Here is a 19,453-nt window from a genome sequence, read left to right on the forward strand (position 1 = left end):
AAAAATGTTCCTATTTTATATGCTATTATTTAAATTAGCATTTTCCCCCTGAGATTCAACTTTATTGAAACGGAGTCATAATATGATTAATCAAAAAAAATATGTGCAATTTGTCATAATTTATATTTGTATATTTTCTCTTTGGATATTCTTTATTCCAAATGAGTGGAATATAAAAGAAATTGGAATCCTTTTCTTATTTTGTTTTGCTGCAATCTTTTCTTGTTATTGCTCATATAAAGCAATTAAGAAGATGAAACGCGGTGATAAATTATTTTGGGTGTTATTATTATGCACTTGCCTATGTGGATTGGCTATGGAGATAACTTTATTTCTTCATTCACTTTCTATATGTAATCAAGTCATATTCTCATATGAGGCACTACCTTTTTTCATCATACAATATATTTTACTCTTTTCTGGCTTTGCTATAAAGTTCATAAAACATTACTCTATTAGAGGCCTTGCCCAATTTTCATTCGATAGCATCTTTATCGTTATTATGAATATTTATTTCACCTTAACTTTTATTTTGGACCTTTCAAGCTTCAGTATGCTAACAAAGGGTACGTGGGTTTTAATCGGATACTTTATCGCACAATCATTAGTAATTTACGCCGTTATTAGCCTATATAGAAGAGAACAATATTCTTCTAGTAGAATCTCATTAATTATTGGTTTTACTATCATTCTCGTTTACGGATATATACAGCTGTTCCAGTTAAACATAGGAATGCAAACTTCTGCTGAAGTCTCTTATTTAATACATACCGCTTCAATTTTATTAATTGGTTTGTCGTCCATACTATATATTTTAGATAAACCAATACAGCATGAAACGAAAACAAAATATTATCGATTTGATTATGTGCGCTTTATATTACCTTATTTTAGTATAATCATTACTTTTTCTTTTATTCTCTTTCAACCTTGGGATGATAAGTTCATGTTCATCGGTCTAGTATTATCACTAATCTTATTATTCCTACGACAACTTTACATGTGGAAAGATAATAAAGTATTAATCGATACATATGAACAGCTGACTACACAACTAGAAGATGAAGTTGAAGAAGGTGCATTTGCATTATCCAAAAGTGAACAACGCTATAAATCTTTATTTGAAGATCATCCCGATGCTGTTTTCTCTTTAAATATGAATGGTATTTTCCAACAATCTAATACAGCTTGTGAAAGCTTATTTACTGCCTACTATTGTGAAGTAGAAAGCTATTCCCTTTTACACTTTATTGATCAAAAAGACCATGATTTACTACAGAAAGCTCTACAAATAACAAAAGAAGGTAGACCACAAACTTTAGAAGTTCGCACAAAAGAAAAAGAAGGCTATTACTATTATCTTCACATTACACTCATCCCTATTTTCATAAACAAAGAAGTTGTTGGGATGTTCGGCATAGCACGTGATATTACAACCTTATATGAAAAACAAAAACAAGTGGAACATTTAGCCTTTCATGATGCACTTACTGGATTACCAAATCGCCGAAAGTTTGAAAAAGATTTAAAAGACATTTTAAATACAGCTCAAACTAGTGCAAATGATGTTGCCGTCATGTTCCTTGATTTAGATCGATTTAAAAAAATTAACGATAGACTTGGTCACGACGTCGGAGATTTATTATTAATTGAAGTAGCAAAAAGGTTACGCAGTTGCTTGCGTTCAAAGGATGTCGTTGCTCGCCAAGGCGGAGATGAGTTTACAATTCTATTACCAGATATGTACTCAGAAAAGAGTGCAATATTTATAGCTGAACAGATTTTAACCATTTTAAACAAACCATTCTTCATTAAAGATGAAGAACTGTCCATTACACCGAGTATCGGAATTGCAATGTACCCTGATTACGGAACAGATGTAACAGAATTAATGAAGAATGCTGATATGGCTATGTATCGCGCGAAAGCAAACGGAAAAAACAGATTCGTTTTCTTCTCAAAAGAAATGAGTATTGCTCAAAATGAGAGTAACTTCTTAGAAGGAGAACTTTCAAAAGCATTACAACAAAATGAATTTTTCCTTGAATACCAGCCACAAGTAAGCACAAAAACAAAACAAATTATCGGTTTTGAAGCATTAATTCGTTGGAAGCATCCAAAACTCGGCATCGTATCTCCTGCTCAATTCATTCCTCTAGCGGAGGAAACAGGATTTATTATTGAACTTGGAAATTGGATTTTACGTACCGCTTGCTTAGAGGCAAAAAGATGGCATAATCAAGGGTTTTCTCACTTGAAAGTTGGTGTGAATTTATCTGTTGTTCAATTTAACCATGCAGATTTAATCCCAACCATTTCAAAAGTATTAGAAGAAACAGAGCTAAAACCAGAAGCTTTAGATATTGAAATTACGGAAAGTATCGCAATTAATCAAAATCAATCCGTCGTTGCAAAACTAGAACAACTTCAAAATCTCGGTATTCAAATTTCAATTGATGACTTCGGAACTGGTTATAGTTCTTTAGCTTATTTAACAAAATATCCAATCAACACATTAAAAATTGCTCGAGAGTTTATTTGTGGAATTGCAAATAGTCCTTTAGAGGAAGCGATTATCTCCTCCATCATTACACTATCTAAAGAACTAAATTTAGAAGTTATTGCGGAAGGTGTAGAAACCGAAGAACAATGGAAGTTTTTATATGAACAAAGCTGTGACAACATTCAAGGCTTCTTTATTAGCAAGCCTGTTTCTAGTAAAGATGTTTGGATGTTACTCCACAAAAAAACAACCGTCTAAGTAAGACGGTTGTTTTTTTAATATTCATAAGGTATCTCTCCAGCTAATTGTATCTCTTGATTATTATGAGAAATTATTTGACTTTTTTCTAAAGCTGTATCTCCTAGTGAAATACCCCATGCCATCGCTAACGTTAATAGACTACCAATAAGCAGTTTCTTCATATTCCATCACCCGCATTTTTTATTTAAATATATCATGAAAATTTATCCATATCTTATGCAATTATGCATATTTGTTTTTTAGGTATTTTTTATTTCTTCATTTTTTTTATAATTGATTCTTTTAATGCATGGTTTCCTAATATATCAAAAAAGAAGCACGCTTTTTCGTAAGCATCTTCAATTTCTGCTCTATCACACCCTAGCTTTGCTAGGCATTCACCTTTTCGAAAGTATAACTGTCCAATTAATGTCATACTATTAATTTGACACGATAGTTCAATAGCTTTATTTGCGTGACAAAGCGCTTCTTCGTATTGATTATCTGAGTATAATGCTTTTGCATGATTATGTCTCACCTTCACATCAAATTCTTTATTATCATGCAATGCCTCTAATTGTTTTAATATATTTTCAAATAAATCAATACCCTTCTTCAAATAGCCATTTTCAGCATAAATGTTTGCAATTGCGTTTTCAATATAAAGATTCTGATATACATCTATTCCTGTCAATTGTTGATTGAGCAATTTCTTTAATTCTAAAATACAATATTCGTAATCGATTTTTTTCAATATGTAAGCAGCTACATAATATTGCCATTGGAGAAATTGCTGAAGCTCAGGATGATATTCTTCCTTTTTCAACTCATTGCATACTCTATTATAAATTTCTTTATATTTCTTTTGCTTACAAAGCATAATAATTTGATCTTTTAACTGCTTATTCCTCTCAATATCAGAATAAATGAGTACCTCATAAAAATGAATAATGGGAACTTGTAATTTTGCTGCGATACCTTGCAAGATATCCATACTTGGGTATACCGCGCCCGATTCAATTCGGCTCACTTCCGATTGATGACAAACATTATCAGAGAGTTGTTTCTGTGTTAACCCTCTCATTACCCTAATTTTCTTTATTTCGCTTCCTAATTTTTCTGCGTGCATACTTACTCACCATCCCATTATAACAATCTAATTTTTTTAAGTTGTCATACCACTACAATAATGTGCATTCGACAATTTTTGATATGAAATAATGCATAATATATAAAATTCGGCAAATTCTTCATACAATTCATCTCACATACAATAATAGATTAGGAGTTTTATAGATGAATTATAGAAAACTTGCCAGTGCATTCATTACGTTCGGTCTCCTTTGTCCTTTATCAACAGAAGCTATTCATGCCCAAGAATTAGATAAAAGTGAAGTAAAAGTTGAAATTGCTCAGCCTGGTTTAACAATTGGAAAATTAACAGAACCTCAAAATGATACGAAAGAGAATATTGCGAAAAAATATTTAAAGGGTGAGGTAAACGGGGCTAAAGCTCAACAAGAATAAGTCACTACTGAAAAAAATGTAGATTCCCAACCTACAAATAAAGAAACAAAAGAAAATCAAACCGAAGTTCACCTTGCACAAACTTACAAAAATTACAAAGTATATTGCCAAGATTTTATTGTAAAAGTAGATAAAAATGGAGTAATTACAACTGTTAGTGGTAAAGTTGTCCAAAATTTAGACCAACAACCTAATCTTACTATAACAAATTTTTTGTCGAAAAATGAAGTAAAATCTAAATTACGCGATATACTTCAAATTCTGAGCGATGCGACTGCGACGAAACTCTCTATTGAAATACTTGTTTATAAGAAAAAAGAAGTTTACCACTCATAGGTAAACTTCTTTTCATATCCATCCCTTTTCTTCCGCAATTGTAATTGCCTCAATTCTATTTTTCGCATCAAGCTTCGTTAATACTTCAGAAATATAATTACGTACTGTACCAGGCGAAAGATAGAGCGCCTTCGCAATTTCATTTGCCGTCTTTCCTTCTTTCGCAAGTAGCAATACTTCTTTTTCACGATCTGATAACGGATTTTGCTCCTGCCATAAGCCGAACATTAAATCTTGAGAAATCTCTCGCTTTCCTTTCATTACATTACGAATCGCTGCAGCTAAATCTTCACTTGGGCTATCTTTTAATAAATATCCGTGCACGTCAGCTTTCATTGCTCGTTCAAAATATCCAGGGCGTGCAAATGTTGTTAAAATCATTACTTTGCATGCTGATTTTTCTTTCTGTAACGTTTCCGCAACATCTAATCCGGTTTGAATTGGCATTTCAATATCCATAATGCTTACATCAGGTTGTAGCGATTCAATTAGTTTTAACGCTTCTTCCCCATTGGCAGCTTGCCCAATTACTTCAATATCATCTTCTAGATCAAGTAGGGCCCCTAATGCACCACGAAGCATCCGCTGATCTTCTGCAATAATAATTCGAATCATGCCCTCACCTCATCTTTTCCTGTTCTAATGACAACTGGTACTTTTACTATTAATAGTGTCCCTGGATTGATTGTGCCCAGTTCAACAAACCCATCAATAAGAGCGATGCGCTCTTTCATACCACGAATGCCATTTCCATCATGGTTTTGATCCGCTAAACCAATTCCATTATCTTCTACTGTCAAAATTAATTCACCTTGTGATTCTAGTACAGAAACTGTACAACGCGTCGCCTGACTATGCTTTACAACATTTGTCACAGCCTCACGTAAACACATTCCTAAAATATTTTGTTCAATGGGTGATAACGAACTTGCATTCGTTTCTTGTTTTATTGCTAATTCAATAGTAGCAGCTTGTAAGATCGCTTTTATTTGCTCAAGCTCTTCTTCCACTGTAATCATACGCATATCAGAAATTAATTCCCTTAATTGCTTTAAAGCGGTACGAGATGTTTGTGTAATTTCCTTTGCTTCCACACTTGCACGCTCCGGATTTTTTACAATTAACTTTTCCACGAGCTGACTTTTTAAAGTAATGAGTGATAACGTATGCCCTAACGTATCATGAAGATCTCTTGCAATCCGCTGCCGTTCTTCACGTTTTACTAAGTCTTTAATTTGCTCGTTTGCTTCGTTTAATTGATTTCTTAATATCTTTTTTTGATTAAAATTACGCATACCAAAAGGCGCAACAAGCATCAAAATAAGCATCGGGACAGTATTTATAAAGCTTGTAAATGAAAAACCCGCACCATATACAAATGTTATAAGCGTTACAACTAATAGGCCCAATAATATACGAAATATTTTTTTCGTCGGTGCGAACGCTATGGCGTTTGATGTAAAAAAGCATAAAAAAATAAGATACGGGCTATAGAAAAAACTAAATACTAAAGCAATAATCATTTGCATACAAGCCCACATTGCAAACATTTTTGTAACAAAATACAACTGCCGATATGCTAGTATAAACAGTATTAGCATACCAGCCCCAAACATTAACCTCGAACCTTCCTCTTGTACAAGTGCATAAATTGGGAATGCTAGATACACAAGCCACATATACGGGAAGAAACCCATATGTTTCGGAAAAATCTCAATCCTCTTCTTCTCTATCATTTATACCGCTTCCTGTCTTTTTCTTATATATATTGATACTACAACAAATATAAGGAAATAACCTCCTAATACCGCGATATTTTCCCAACCAACTGATTTCCCAGCTACAATATCCCATGCACCGCTCCCGAAGTGATATGTTGGTGTCCATTCACCAATCGTTCTTAATATTTTTGGGAATACTTCAATTGGCATCCATAGCCCGCCAATCACAGCTAGACTCATATTTAAAATATTCGCTAAACCCGCTGCTGCATCTGCCTTTTTAATAGAACCTATTACTGTTCCTAACGCTAAAAATGGTGTTACACCTAACAACAACCATAATCCAGCGCCAACCCATTGCCCTACTGTTAACTCGACATGATTAATTAATATTCCTGCGATAAAGATAACTAAGATTGAAAAAGCATTCACTACAGTTTGAGCGATGATTTTGGCTGTTATATATGCCCCCTCTGGAAGTGGTGTAATTTTTAACAAATGTGTCCACCCTTGCCCCTTTTCCTGAGAAATCCTTACACCGAAACTAAAAAGTGCCGTCCCTACAATACTAAATGTCGCCATTGAGATTAAATAATGCGCTTTCCAAGCATCTCCGTTTTGTGGCACTTGGATAACATTTGTGAAAATGTAGTAAAACATAACTGGCATTAGTAATGAGAAAAAGATAAACAATTTATTACGAAACGTACGTAAAATTTCTATTTTGCATTGCATCCATAAAGCTCTCATGCGATTCCCTCCTCCTGATTTGCGACAAACTGTTCAAATGCTTCATCAAGACTTCCACGTTCAACTGAAACATCTGTTACAGGTAAGTTCTTTTGATAAATCGCTTTTAAAGTTGCATCTGTATCTTCAGTTATTAAAGTGAAGTGCCCTGCGTTTGACTGTACTTCTGTTACGTTTGGTAATTCTTTTAGTAATTTTGCAGGAATACTTTCCTTGGAATAAAACTTGATTGTTTTTCGCGAAATCGTCGCCTTCATCTCATCTGGTGTACCATCTGCGATAATCTTTCCATTCGCAAATAATAAAATGCGATTCGCCAATGCATCCGCTTCTTCTAAATAGTGCGTTGTTAAGATAATTGTTTTTCCTTCACTTGCTAACTTTCGAATTGTTTCCCAAAACGTTCTTCGAGACGTAATATCCATTCCAACTGTCGGCTCATCTAAAAATAACAAATCAGGATTTCCTGCAAGTGCAAGTGCAAAGTTTAACCTTCTTTTTTGCCCACCTGATAATTTCTCACATCTTTGCTTTCGCTCCGATTTTAAATTTGATAACTGTAGCAACGTTTCTTTCGCTACCGGATTCGTATAATAGCTACGGAATAACTCAATTGCCTCTTCTACTGTAATACTATCAATCACACTTACTTCTTGTAGCATCGCACCGAGGCTATTACGAACATCTCTATGCTTGGGACTCTTTCCAAATATAGAAACAGTTCCTTCCGTCGGATCCTTTAATCCAAGCATCATCGACATCGTCGTCGTTTTCCCTGCACCATTCGGTCCAAGTAGTGCTACAATTTCTCCTTTATTCACATAAAATGAGACGTTATTTACTGCCTTTTTATATTTAAATGTTTTAGAAACACCATTTACTTCTATAATCTTTTCCATCTCTCCACCCCCGCTGTTTCTTATATTTACATTATATGTTTTGGAAAACTTAGGAAACAGTATGATGCGTCATGACATCGATATGACAATTGTCATGTATTCCTTATGAGAGGAATCAACCTACATACCGCAAGCGAGTAGCAGGACGAAAATAAACATGATACAATCGGGTAAGATATATATTCGAGGAAGGACAGTGGTTTTCATGATTATTCGTAATGAACAAGATTTAGAAGGCTTACGAAAAATCGGCCGCATCGTTGCACTTGCACGTGAAGAAATGAAAAAAGAAGCGAAGCCAGGTATGACAACGAAAGAGCTTGATTTGATCGGTAAAAAAGTATTAGATGAGCATGGTGCTATTTCTGCACCTGAAAAAGAATATGATTTCCCAGGTGTAACTTGTATTAGTGTAAACGAAGAAGTTGCTCACGGTATTCCAGGAGATCGCGTATTAAAAGAAGGCGATTTAGTAAATGTCGACGTATCTGCTGCACTTGATGGCTATTATGCAGATACAGGTATTTCATTTGTACTTGGAGAAGATGAAGCAAAAGAAAAGCTTTGCCAAGCAGCGGTTGATGCATTTTGGGCAGCAATGAAAAAGGTGAAAGCTGGTTCCAAACAAAACCAAATTGGTCGTGCTGTTTCAAACTTTGCACATAAAAATGGATATAATGTGATTCAAAACTTAACTGGTCACGGTATTGGTCTTAGCTTACACGAAGCACCAAACCACATTTTAAGCTACTTTGACCCAATGGATAATGCGCTTCTAAAAGACGGTCTTGTTATCGCTGTAGAACCATTCATTTCTATGAAAGCTGATCACATTATCGAACGTGGCGATGATGGTTGGACATTCGTTACACCTGATAAAAGCCTTGTTGCACAATGTGAACATACAGTTGTCGTAACGCGCGGCGAGCCGATAATCTTAACAGAAATATAAAATTAAAAATGACCGTTTTTTAGAATTTTTCTACTAAAACGGTCATTTTTAATTTTTGGAAAATATTTGTTAAACTGCTGTTGAACTCTTTAACATTTAAGTATATAATCTTTAGCGAAGGTTACTTCAGCTTATCTTTACTAAAAAGATATTGTAGCTAAGGAGGAAAACACCTTCTTTTTTATTGTTTAAACAGTATCAAAAATGACCGCAGTAACGGATTAGTCGAATATTCTGTAATTCTTATATTCCTCTAACAATGTAAGAAACTATCGTCTTTCAACTTCGGTCCACTAATCGTACAACTCTCTTTAGACAAAATAGATGACTATTTTCAAAGTACATATTGTCTTCATTCTGACCAAAAACAACCCTATCTAGATTTTTATTTCCACATAACTTTAAGGCAAAAATAAGCCTTCACAAGGGGATACACTACCTTGGTTAGTATGTATCGTAAAACTTACCTTTATAACCATTCTTTTTTACTAGATATACATGAAAACTATCTCACATATAAAGGTCTGATATCATTCTTTATATCAGTATTTTTTTTCGACATTTTTTGTCGAATTGTGTATATTTCCAAATAACTGTGTAAATATACATTTTGTTTTACGTTAAATAATATTACTTTGAACATAATCCAGTTTGTCTGAGAACGCGTATAGAAACGGAGGGATAGCAAAAACAAATAGCTTATAACAAATACTTTTAATATTCCATTTGTTCATGTGGAATAAGTCCCCAATGGACAAATGAATGTTCAGAGGAGGAAAAATGAAAAAACTTTTCAATGTATGTTTAATTGTATTCGTACTATTTTCGCAACTTGCTAGTTTTCCATACAATCAAGTAAAAGCGGAAACCTTAACAGGAGATTCCTTATTTGACACTGTTGAAATGAAAGATGCAACGAATCATATTATTGACGAAGCAAAAAATCCTACCAACTTAATAAAGATAGGATCAACCATTCAATTAGAATACGCTTGGTCAATAAAGGATCAACAAGTTGCACATGCAAATGATACAGCAGTAGTTCAAATACCACTTGCATTAAAAGTATCTAAAGATTTGCAAGGGGATTTAGTAACAGATCAAAAAAATATTGGTCAATATTTTATAACAGCTAAAGATAATAAATTAAAATTAATATTTAATGATCAAGTAGAAAATTTGAAAGACGCTAAAGGAAAAATTAAAGTTGATACCGTGTTTAACTCAACTTTAAAAACTGGAGAAAAATCAGTTCAAATCGCTTTTCCTTTAGGAACAATGGTTCAGCCTATATCAGTTCCTGTTCAGGTAGAAGACTCTAAAGAAGATGGCACCAAACAGGATACTAATAAACAAACGCAAGATCCAGTAGCTAAACCTGTTACTGACAATCCGGAGCAAGATCCAGCAACTAAGCCTGTTACTGATAATCCGGAACAAAACACAGCAACTAAACCTGTTACTGACAATCCGGAACAAAACACAGCAACTAAACCTGTTACTGATAATCCGGAACAAAACACAGCAACTAAACCTGTTACTGATAATCCAGAACAAAACACAGCAGCTAAAATTGCTACTGACAATCCAGAACGAAAGCTAGCAAGCGACCCTGCTGAAAATACAAATTCAGGTCCAAAGCAAATAACAACAAACATTTTAACCGGTGTAAAGTTGACGGATAAAGACGGAAAACCATTTACAGAGGATAACCGTCCAAGTACAGATTCCCCTGCCAATATTGAATTTACATGGGAGCTTTTAAAATCAATGAATGTGAAAAGCGGAGATTACTATATCTTTGATCTTCCTAAACATTTTAAGATTTACAATACAATTAACAGTCCTTTATATGATAGTGAAAACAATCAAATTGGTAATTTTACTGTTACAAAAGACGGAAAAGTCACGATGACATTCAACGATTATGTTGAAGAGCATCCAGATGTTGCTGGTAACCTACAATTAAAGACAGAATTTAATAAAACTGAAATTAAAGGTACAACAACACAAGAAATTCCTTTCCCAATTAAAGATAAGGATGTTTCTATTACAGTTGACTTTAAGCCTAATGTACAAACAGCTACGAATAAAAAAGGGTTACCTGATAGACCAATTAATACAAATGAAATTAATTGGAAAGTAGAGATGAACAAAACGAAAGACACCCTTAAAAATGCTGTTTTTAAAGATAACATCCCACAAGGTACAAGCTTAAATAAAGATTCTATTAAAGTTTATTATTTAGAAGTTGATGTTAATGGGAATGTAACGCGTGGTACAGAAGCTGAGCCAACAGATTACAATATTATTTCATCAGATGGATCCAAATTGGAGATTGCTTTTAAAGATTCTATCAATAGAGCATATCAAATCGAATATGCCACAAAAATTACTGATGAAAATATTAAAAGTTTCCGAAATAACGTTACGATAACGAGTGATAATCAAAAGCAACAAAACGCAAGCTCTACTGTAACGGTTTCTCGTGGTACACACTTAAATAAAACAAGTAAATATGATCCAAAAACGCAAACAATTGAGTGGACAATTACTTACAATGGTGATCAAAGAGAAATCAAAAAAGCAGATGCGATTTTAAAAGATATTTTTGACGATACACACGAACTAGATGCAAATTCTATTGTTGTGAAAAACGCTTCATATAATGAAAAGGGAACGCTTGTAACAGGAGACGCTGTTAATAATTACACTGTAAGTAACAAGAAGAATGGATTCGATTTACAGTTTAATGATGATATTAATAGTGCTTATGTGATTACCTATAAAACCAAGCCAACTAATAAAGTTATAGAAGATGGAAAAGTAAAAAATAAAGTTACAGCTGATAATGATTCAAGTAAAGAAAATGAAGCTAGCTTCAAGCAGCAAAATATTATTAAATCTAATAATAAAGCTGAAACAAATTATAAAGACAAAACAACAACTTGGACAATTATAGTAAATAATAACAACTATCCATTAAACAACGCGATCATTACGGACACCTTTGATCATGGTGGATTACAATTAAAAGATAAAAAACTAGAAATTAAAGACGGAAATTATACCCTTCAAGCTGGGACTGACTATGTTTTAGATGCAACAGATAAAGGCTTCAAAATTACTCTTATAGGTGCATATCAGTCTAATATGACAAAGACACTAGTCGTAAAATATACGACAGACTTTGATTATACAAAGCTAGAAAGTGGTAAAATTTCATTTAAAAATACAGGTAACCTATCTTGGATAGATACGGATTCTAAGCCACAATCAAATAAAGTTGAAGCTAATTTCGATCCTGATACTTTCACAAAGGCAAATGGTTATAAATACGGTTCTTATAACGCCCAAACGAAGGAAATTACTTGGATAATAGGCTTTAACTATAATAATGTTGAGATTAAAGATCCTTATGTTATAGACGTAATACAAGATAAACAAAAGTTAGTTCCTGGATCCATTGAAGTGCGCGATATGATTTTAAATGGAAATCCTGATAATGCACAACCTGGTAATGCTGTACCAACTGAGAAATATGAACTTGAAGAACCTACAGAGAAAAATAAAAACACCCTAAAGGTTCATTTCAAACAATCAATTAATTCACCTTACTATATTATCTTTAAAACAAGCCTTGATGGTGAACTTATCCAAGGCACCTACAAAAACGAGGCAGATTTAAAAGATGGCTCTAAAATTGTTAACACCCTTACAGGTGACACTCAAGTAAATAAAGGTGGCAGCTTCGTTACTAAAAAAGCTGTGCAAGACGACAACTATATTAATTGGAGTATCGCAATTAACGAAAGCCAATCAACCATTGCAGATGCGGTTGTAACAGATGACCCAACCGAAAATCAGGTAATTGTAGAAGATTCATTCCACTTATATCCTACAACTGTTGATCCATATGGAAATTTAACAAAAGATACAGTAAACGAATTAAAAGAAGGAACAGACTATAAACTCAAAATAACAACAGACAATAATACTGGAAAGCAACATTTCGAAATTGCCTTCTTGAAAAAAATTGATCGAGCTTATATTTTAGAATATCGCTCACTTATTAATGCAGACGATAAAGAGAAAGTAAGTAATAAAGCGAAAATCACAGGCAATAAGTTGACAGTTAAAAACACAGAAACTACTGAAACGATTGAAGTGAGAATGTCTTCTGGTTCAGGCGGAGGATCTGCTACCAAAGGTCGTGGAAACCTTGAAATTATAAAGGTAGATAACGACAATAAGAACGTACTATTAGCTGGGACAGAATTTACTTTATACGATCGTACAGGTAAAACTGTTATCCGTAAAATTACAACAGACAAAGACGGTATCGCTAAATTTAATAATTTAAAACGCGATAAATATTTATTAAAAGAAACAAAGGCTCCTGAAGGCTATGTAATTAGCTGGGATTTAAAACAAGGGAAAATTGTTGAACTTGGTACACAAGAGACTACAACATATAAACTTGCAAATAAGAAGTTTGTCGGGGAAGTAGTTTTAACAAAATCTGATGACCTGAACAAAAACGCAACACTACAAGGCGCCGTTTTCACACTACTAGATAAAGACAAAAAAGTAATTCCAGAACATGAAGAATTAACAACAAATAATAACGGACAAATTATTATAGATAAACTAAAACCAGGAACTTACTACTTACAAGAAACGAAGGCTCCTGAGCATTATCAATTAGATAGTAAACTTATTCCGTTTACTATCTCTGAAGATCAAACAACAGTAGTAAACCGAACTGCGACAAATATTTTAACTAAAGGATCTGCTCTTTTAACAAAAGTGGATAATTATAATAAAACTTTAGCAGGGGCAGAGTTTACTGTTCAGGATCGCAACGGAAAAAATATTCCTGGATATGAGAAATTAACAACAAATGAACATGGACAAATAGAAGCAAAAGATTTACGTCCGGGTAAATACCAGTTTGTCGAAACAAAAGCTCCTGAGCATTATGAATTAGACAAAACGCCTATTCTATTTGAAATAGAAAAAAGCCAAACTACAGCCGCTTCTATTACAGCAAAAAACGCTTTAATTAAAGGTGGCGTTACGTTAACAAAAGTGGATGATATTGATGGCACTACCCTTGAAGGTGCGGTATTCAAAATTGTTAACGACAAAAATGAAGATGTCCGTACAAACTTAAAAACAGAAAAAGATGGAACTTTGACCGTTAAAGATTTAGATCCTGGTGATTATCAATTTATTGAAACAACACCACCTAAATACTATGACTTAAATAAAGAACCAATTCCGTTTACAATTGAGAAAAGTCAAACAAGCATTATCTCAATTACTGCAAAAAACAGTTTAACAACAGGTGCTGTTGAGCTATTAAAAGTCGACGAATTTGATAAAAAGAATCTTCTTGCTGGAGCTATGTTCAAAATCGTGAATGATAAGAACGAAGACGTTCGTACAGAATTAACTACCGATACAAACGGAACTGTTAAAGCTTCTGACTTACGTCCAGGCAAATACAAATTTATTGAAACGAAAGCTCCTGAACATTATGAACTACGATCAACACCAATTGAATTTACAATTGAGAAAGGTCAAAAAACACCGATTGTTATTACAGCTGAAAATGGTCTATTACCAGGCGATGTTGAACTAACAAAACTCGATGATACTGATGGCACTGCACTTATAGGTGCCGTATTCAAAATTGTTAATAACAAAAATGAAGATGTCCGTACAGAATTAGTTACGAATCAGGAAGGTAAAATTATTGCTACTGGTTTACGTCCAGGTAACTATAAATTTATCGAAATGAAAGCTCCTGAGCATTATACCTTAAATAAAACACCGATTGAATTTACAATTAAGGAGAGCCAATCGACTGCTATTAACGTTACAGCTACTAATAGCTTAATAAAAGGCGGTATTGAATTAACAAAAGTTGATTCTGTAAATGCTAAGGAAACCCTTGAAGGTGCAGTATTTAAAATTGTTAATGACAAAGGTGAGGATGTTCGTACGGAACTTACTACTGATAAAGACGGTAAATTAGTAGTACAAGACTTACGTCCGGGTAATTATAAGCTAATCGAGACGAAGGCTCCTACTTATTACGATGTAAATGAAGAGCCAATCGAATTTACGATTGAAAAGAGTCAACAAAAACTCATCCCTATTACTTTCAAAAATAGTTTGACGAAAGGAAAGGTCAAATTAATTAAAGAAGATGACGTGGAGAGCGCGAAAGCTCTTGCTGGCGCTGTATTCACATTACAAGACGCAACTGGCAAAGAAATTATGAAAGATTTAACAACAGATGCACACGGAGTATTAGTCATCCCTGATTTAGCACCAGGTGATTATCAATTTATTGAAGTGAAAGCTCCTGAACATTATAAATTAGATCAAACACCTATTAAGTTCACAATTAAAAAAGGTAGTAAGGAAGATCTTCCTATCCCTGTTATTGTAAAAAACAGTTTACTTACAGGTGGCGTCACTTTAACAAAAGTTGATGATGTTGATGGCACTACTCTTGAAGGTGCAGAATTTATAATCGTTGACGCTCATGATACTAAAAAGGTAATTCGCAAAGGTTTAACGACTGATAAAAACGGTAAAATTACTGCTTCTGATTTACGTCCTGGAGACTATCAATTTGTTGAAGTAAAAGCTCCAAATGACTATACCTTAAGCAAAGAGCCTATTCCGTTCACTATCGAAAAAAGTCAAAAAGAGAATATTACTGTTACTGCTACTAACAGTTTAAAGAAAGGTGCAGTAACATTAACAAAAATCGATGCTATCGATCGTACGATGCTCGAAGGTGCAATCTTTAAGATTGTTGATATGGACGGTAAGGAAGTTCATACGAATCTTGTTACAGATAAAAATGGAAAAATTTCTGTTTCTGATTTACGCCCTGGAGACTATCAGTTCATTGAAACAAAAGCTCCTGAGCACTATGTATTAGAAGAAACACAAATTCCATTTACAATTGAAAGAAGTCAAACGAAAGAGATCAATGTTACAGGTAAAAATGCTTTGAAAAAAGGTAGCGTTGAACTAACAAAGATTGACGATATTGATATAAATACAAAACTTGCTAACGCCGTATTTAATTTATTAGATGCAGACGGAGAGCTAGTTGAAGAAGGCTTAAAAACAAATGATGAAGGTAAAATTGTTGTTGAAAATCTACGTCCTGGTACGTATCAATTCGTTGAAACAATTGCTCCTGAACATTACGATTTAGATAAAACACCGATTGAATTTACAATTAAGAAAAGCCAAACTGAAACTCTTCACGTTACGGCTAAAAACGCTCTAACAAAAGGTGCAGTGGAACTTTCTAAAGTAGATGACATCGATGACACCAAACTTGAAGGCGCAGTATTTAACATTGTTGATATGAAGGGTACTGTAATTCATAAAGGCCTTGTTACAAATGGTAAAGGGAAGATCGAAATTAACGACCTACGTCCTGGTGATTACCAATTCATCGAAACGAAAGCTCCTAAGCATTACGTTTTAGATGAAACACCAATCAATTTCACTATTGAAAAAGGACAGAAAAAAACTATTTCTTTAACTGCTAAAAATAGTTTAAAACAAGGTAGTATCGAATTAATTAAAGTTGATGATTTAAACGATCAAACAAAACTTGCCGATGCTGTGTTTAATTTACTAGATCAAAACGGGAAAGTACTTAAAACGGATTTAAAAACGAACAGTGAAGGAAAAATCATTGTTGAAAACTTACGTCCTGGTACGTATCAATTTGTCGAAACAACGGCTCCTAAACATTATGATTTAGACAAAAAGCCAATTGTAGTTACAGTTGAAAAAAGCCAGAAAGATATTGCTACTATTACTATGAAAAATAGTTTAACAAAAGGCGGCGTGGACCTTACTAAAGTGGACGACGTCGATGGTACTACTCTTGAAGGCGCAGTATTTAACATTGTTGATATGAAGGGTACTGTAATTCGCGAGAAGCTTACTACAAATTCAAGAGGTAAAATTAGCGTTTCTGACTTACGTCCGGGTGATTATCAATTCATCGAGACAACGGCTCCGAAACACTACGATTTAAACAAAGAGCCAATTCCATTCACAATCACAAAGAGCCAAGCTGAGCCTATCTCTGTTACAGCTACAAATAGCTTAACGAAAGGCACTGTGGAGCTTTCTAAAGTGGATGATGTTGATGGTACCGCTCTTAAAGATGCGATATTTAAAATTACTGATATGAATGGTAATGACATTCGCACTGAGCTTACAACAGATGTACATGGAAAAATCTCTGTTCCTGATTTACGTCCAGGGGACTATCAGTTTATTGAAACGAAAGCTCCTGAACATTATAAATTAGACAGTACACCGCTTAAATTTACAATTAAGAAAAGCCAAGCAGAGAAGCTACAAGTCACTGCCACTAACAGCTTAATTGAAGGTGCGGTAGAGTTAATTAAAGTTGATGATATAAATCCAGACACAAAACTTTCTGATGCGGTATTTAACATCATTGATGCGAAAGGTAAAGTTGTTCGCACGGATTTAACTACTGATAAAGACGGGACAGTTTCTGCTTTTAATTTACGTCCAGGAGATTATCAATTCGTTGAAACGAAAGCTCCAAAAGATTATGATTTAAATAAAAAGCCGATTCCTTTCACTATCGAGAAAAGCCAGCCAACTCATATTTCTGTTACTGCTAAAAATGGCTTAACTAAGGGTGGCGTGGAATTAACGAAAGTTGACTCTTTAGATGCGAAAGAAACGCTGGAAGGTGCGGTATTTAAAATTACTGATATGAACGGTAACGACATTCGTACGAATTTAGTTACCAATAAAGACGGAAAAATCATCGCTAAAGACTTACAACCTGGAGACTATCAATTTATTGAAACGAAAGCTCCAAAACATTATGAATTAAATGAAGATCCAATTAAGTTCACAATTGAAAGAAGTCAAACAAAACATGTCTTCGTTACAGCTACTAACAGCTTAACGAAAGGTAGTGTGGAGTTAATTAAAGTTGACGATATTGAAGAAAACACAACACTTGAAGGTGCAGTATTTAAAATTGTTAATAAGGATGGACACGACGTCCGTACTGATTTAACTACTGATAAAAACGGCCGTTTAGTTGTGGATGAATTACCACCAGGAGACTATGAGTTTATCGAAACAAAGGCTCCTAATCACTATGACTTAAACGAAACACCTATTAAGTTCACAGTTAAAAAAGGACAAGAAAAAATCGCTTCCGTTACTGCTACGAATAGCTTAACGAAAGGCGCGGTTGAACTTTCTAAAGTGGATGACGTTGACGGTTCGGTCCTTAAAGATGCAGTATTTAAAATCGTCGATATGAACGGGCACGACGTTCGTTCTAATTTAACTACTGATAAAGATGGAAAAATTTCTGTTTCTGATTTACGTCCTGGGGACTATCAGTTTATTGAAACGAAAGCCCCTACTGGATACGATTTAAGTGCTAAGCCAATTCCTTTCACAATTACGAAAGGACAATCTCAAGTTACTTCTGTTACAGCTTTAAATAGTTTAACAACAGGTTCAATGGAGTTAACTAAAATTGATATTGATCACCATGGAACACTTGAAGGTGCCATTTTCAATATTTTAGATCACGACGGAAAAGTAGTACGAGAAGGTCTACAAACAGACGGGCATGGTAAATTAATCGTAAATGATTTGAAACCTGGTAATTATCAATTAGTGGAAACAAAGGCTCCTACAGGCTATCAATTAAATGCATCACCAATAAACTTTACAATTGAAAAAGCTCAAGCTACACCACTACAAATTACAGTTTCAAATAAAAAAATCGATTCTTCATCAGGTGGAGATGATAAACCGATTACTCCTCCTAATAAAGAAGAGGAAACAGGTAAAGAAACTTCTGAAGAACTAGAAAAAGGAAATCCTGACACACATGGTAAAGAAACTTCCGAAGAACTAGAAAAAGGAAATCCTGACACACATGGTAAAGGAACTTCTGAAGAACTAGAAAAAGAAAACCCTGAAACACAAATAAACAAACAGCAAGATGACCGAAATAAGGGTAAAGAACTTCCAAATACAGGTCACAAAAATGATCCCACTCAAACAGTAGGCATCTTACTTCTACTAGCTGGTTTGTTAAGTATTTTAGCTACAAAACGAAAAAAATATTATTAATAGTTTTTCACACCTAATCAAATGAACATTTGATTAGGTGTTTTTTTATGCAAAAAAGGACGATACATAGAGTATCGTCCTTTTAACGGGGTGAGGCTGCCCAAAAGTACGGAAAACCTTTGAACAGCCTCGTATTTTCATATGGATGCCTTACATATATCACTGATAATAAGTATGAAATGCGGAAACATATTTATCATCACATGATTCAAACATGAGAAAAGAAACCCTATAGGATTCTTTTCTCTACATAATCTAAAGTTTGGGTACACTAGATTCATGCAATGTAGGAGCTTTCCAATCAGAAAGCGAACCTTCATTTAAAATG

General features: G+C 34.1%; 9 protein-coding genes and 1 pseudogene. 4 read left to right on the forward strand and 6 right to left on the reverse strand.

Annotated elements, in window-relative coordinates:
• The first annotated feature begins 82 nt into the window (after positions 1–82).
• On the forward strand, positions 83–2,761 hold the full coding sequence (locus tag ILS93_RS22520) for a DUF4084 domain-containing protein (protein ID WP_064476091.1): 2,679 nt from the start codon (positions 83–85) through the stop codon (positions 2,759–2,761).
• A 17-nt stretch (positions 2,762–2,778) separates the two neighbouring features.
• Here the strand turns inward: ILS93_RS22520 and ILS93_RS22525 are convergent, their stop codons facing one another.
• Positions 2,779–2,925: a quorum-sensing peptide PapR gene (locus ILS93_RS22525; RefSeq protein ID WP_060487965.1), complete on the reverse strand. Its 147-nt coding sequence runs from the start codon at positions 2,923–2,925 to the stop codon at positions 2,779–2,781.
• Positions 2,926–3,014: 89 nt separating this feature from the next.
• A complete protein-coding gene (locus tag ILS93_RS22530) occupies positions 3,015–3,872 on the reverse strand; it encodes a helix-turn-helix domain-containing protein (protein WP_064476090.1) in 858 nt (285 codons plus the stop codon).
• A gap of 167 nt (positions 3,873–4,039) precedes the next feature.
• Here ILS93_RS22530 and ILS93_RS22535 point away from each other — a divergent pair.
• Positions 4,040–4,603 (forward strand): annotated as a pseudogene (locus ILS93_RS22535) (M4 family metallopeptidase); the annotation flags it as partial.
• A gap of 15 nt (positions 4,604–4,618) precedes the next feature.
• On the opposite strand, the gene ILS93_RS22540 reads toward ILS93_RS22535, so the two are convergent.
• From ILS93_RS22540 to ILS93_RS22555, 4 genes are read right to left on the reverse strand one after another with little or no spacing between them, the layout of a single operon-like run.
• Positions 4,619–5,221, reverse strand: coding sequence for a response regulator transcription factor (locus ILS93_RS22540; protein WP_088047732.1), 603 nt, complete (start codon positions 5,219–5,221; stop codon positions 4,619–4,621).
• Positions 5,218–6,342 carry a sensor histidine kinase gene (locus ILS93_RS22545; protein WP_064476088.1) on the reverse strand — a complete coding sequence of 375 codons (1,125 nt, stop codon included), beginning with the start codon at positions 6,340–6,342 and terminating at the stop codon, positions 5,218–5,220. The genes ILS93_RS22540 and ILS93_RS22545 overlap by 4 nt, the downstream gene beginning before the upstream one ends.
• The gene (locus tag ILS93_RS22550) at positions 6,343–7,077 is read right to left on the reverse strand and encodes an ABC transporter permease (RefSeq protein WP_064476087.1); all 735 of its coding nucleotides are present in this window, start codon (positions 7,075–7,077) and stop codon (positions 6,343–6,345) included. It abuts the gene before it with no gap.
• Positions 7,074–7,976, reverse strand: a complete 903-nt coding sequence (locus ILS93_RS22555) for an ABC transporter ATP-binding protein (protein ID WP_064476086.1) — start codon at positions 7,974–7,976, stop codon at positions 7,074–7,076. The genes ILS93_RS22550 and ILS93_RS22555 overlap by 4 nt, the downstream gene beginning before the upstream one ends.
• 157 nt (positions 7,977–8,133) lie before the next feature.
• On the opposite strand from ILS93_RS22555, the gene map reads away from it, so the two are divergent.
• Together map and ILS93_RS22565 are read left to right on the forward strand one after the other, a co-directional pair.
• Positions 8,134–8,928, forward strand: coding sequence for a type I methionyl aminopeptidase (map, locus tag ILS93_RS22560; protein ID WP_002096176.1), 795 nt, complete (start codon positions 8,134–8,136; stop codon positions 8,926–8,928).
• 780 nt (positions 8,929–9,708) lie between these two features.
• On the forward strand, positions 9,709–19,125 hold the full coding sequence (locus ILS93_RS22565) for a SpaA isopeptide-forming pilin-related protein (RefSeq protein WP_222661297.1): 9,417 nt from the start codon (positions 9,709–9,711) through the stop codon (positions 19,123–19,125).
• Positions 19,126–19,453 lie beyond the last annotated feature (328 nt).

The sequence above is a fragment of the Bacillus sp. 16GRE42 genome (assembly GCF_019837435.1).
Classification (GTDB): Bacteria; Bacillota; Bacilli; order Bacillales; family Bacillaceae_G; genus Bacillus_A; species Bacillus_A wiedmannii.

Coding starts and splice junctions, on each gene's coding strand:
- ILS93_RS22520 (WP_064476091.1), top strand. CDS start 83: ATGATTAATCAAAAAAAATATGTGCAATTTGTCATAATTTATATTTGT.
- ILS93_RS22525 (WP_060487965.1), bottom strand. CDS start 2,925: ATGAAGAAACTGCTTATTGGTAGTCTATTAACGTTAGCGATGGCATGG.
- ILS93_RS22530 (WP_064476090.1), bottom strand. CDS start 3,872: ATGCACGCAGAAAAATTAGGAAGCGAAATAAAGAAAATTAGGGTAATG.
- ILS93_RS22540 (WP_088047732.1), bottom strand. CDS start 5,221: ATGATTCGAATTATTATTGCAGAAGATCAGCGGATGCTTCGTGGTGCA.
- ILS93_RS22545 (WP_064476088.1), bottom strand. CDS start 6,342: ATGATAGAGAAGAAGAGGATTGAGATTTTTCCGAAACATATGGGTTTC.
- ILS93_RS22550 (WP_064476087.1), bottom strand. CDS start 7,077: ATGAGAGCTTTATGGATGCAATGCAAAATAGAAATTTTACGTACGTTT.
- ILS93_RS22555 (WP_064476086.1), bottom strand. CDS start 7,976: ATGGAAAAGATTATAGAAGTAAATGGTGTTTCTAAAACATTTAAATAT.
- map (WP_002096176.1), top strand. CDS start 8,134: ATGATACAATCGGGTAAGATATATATTCGAGGAAGGACAGTGGTTTTC.
- ILS93_RS22565 (WP_222661297.1), top strand. CDS start 9,709: ATGAAAAAACTTTTCAATGTATGTTTAATTGTATTCGTACTATTTTCG.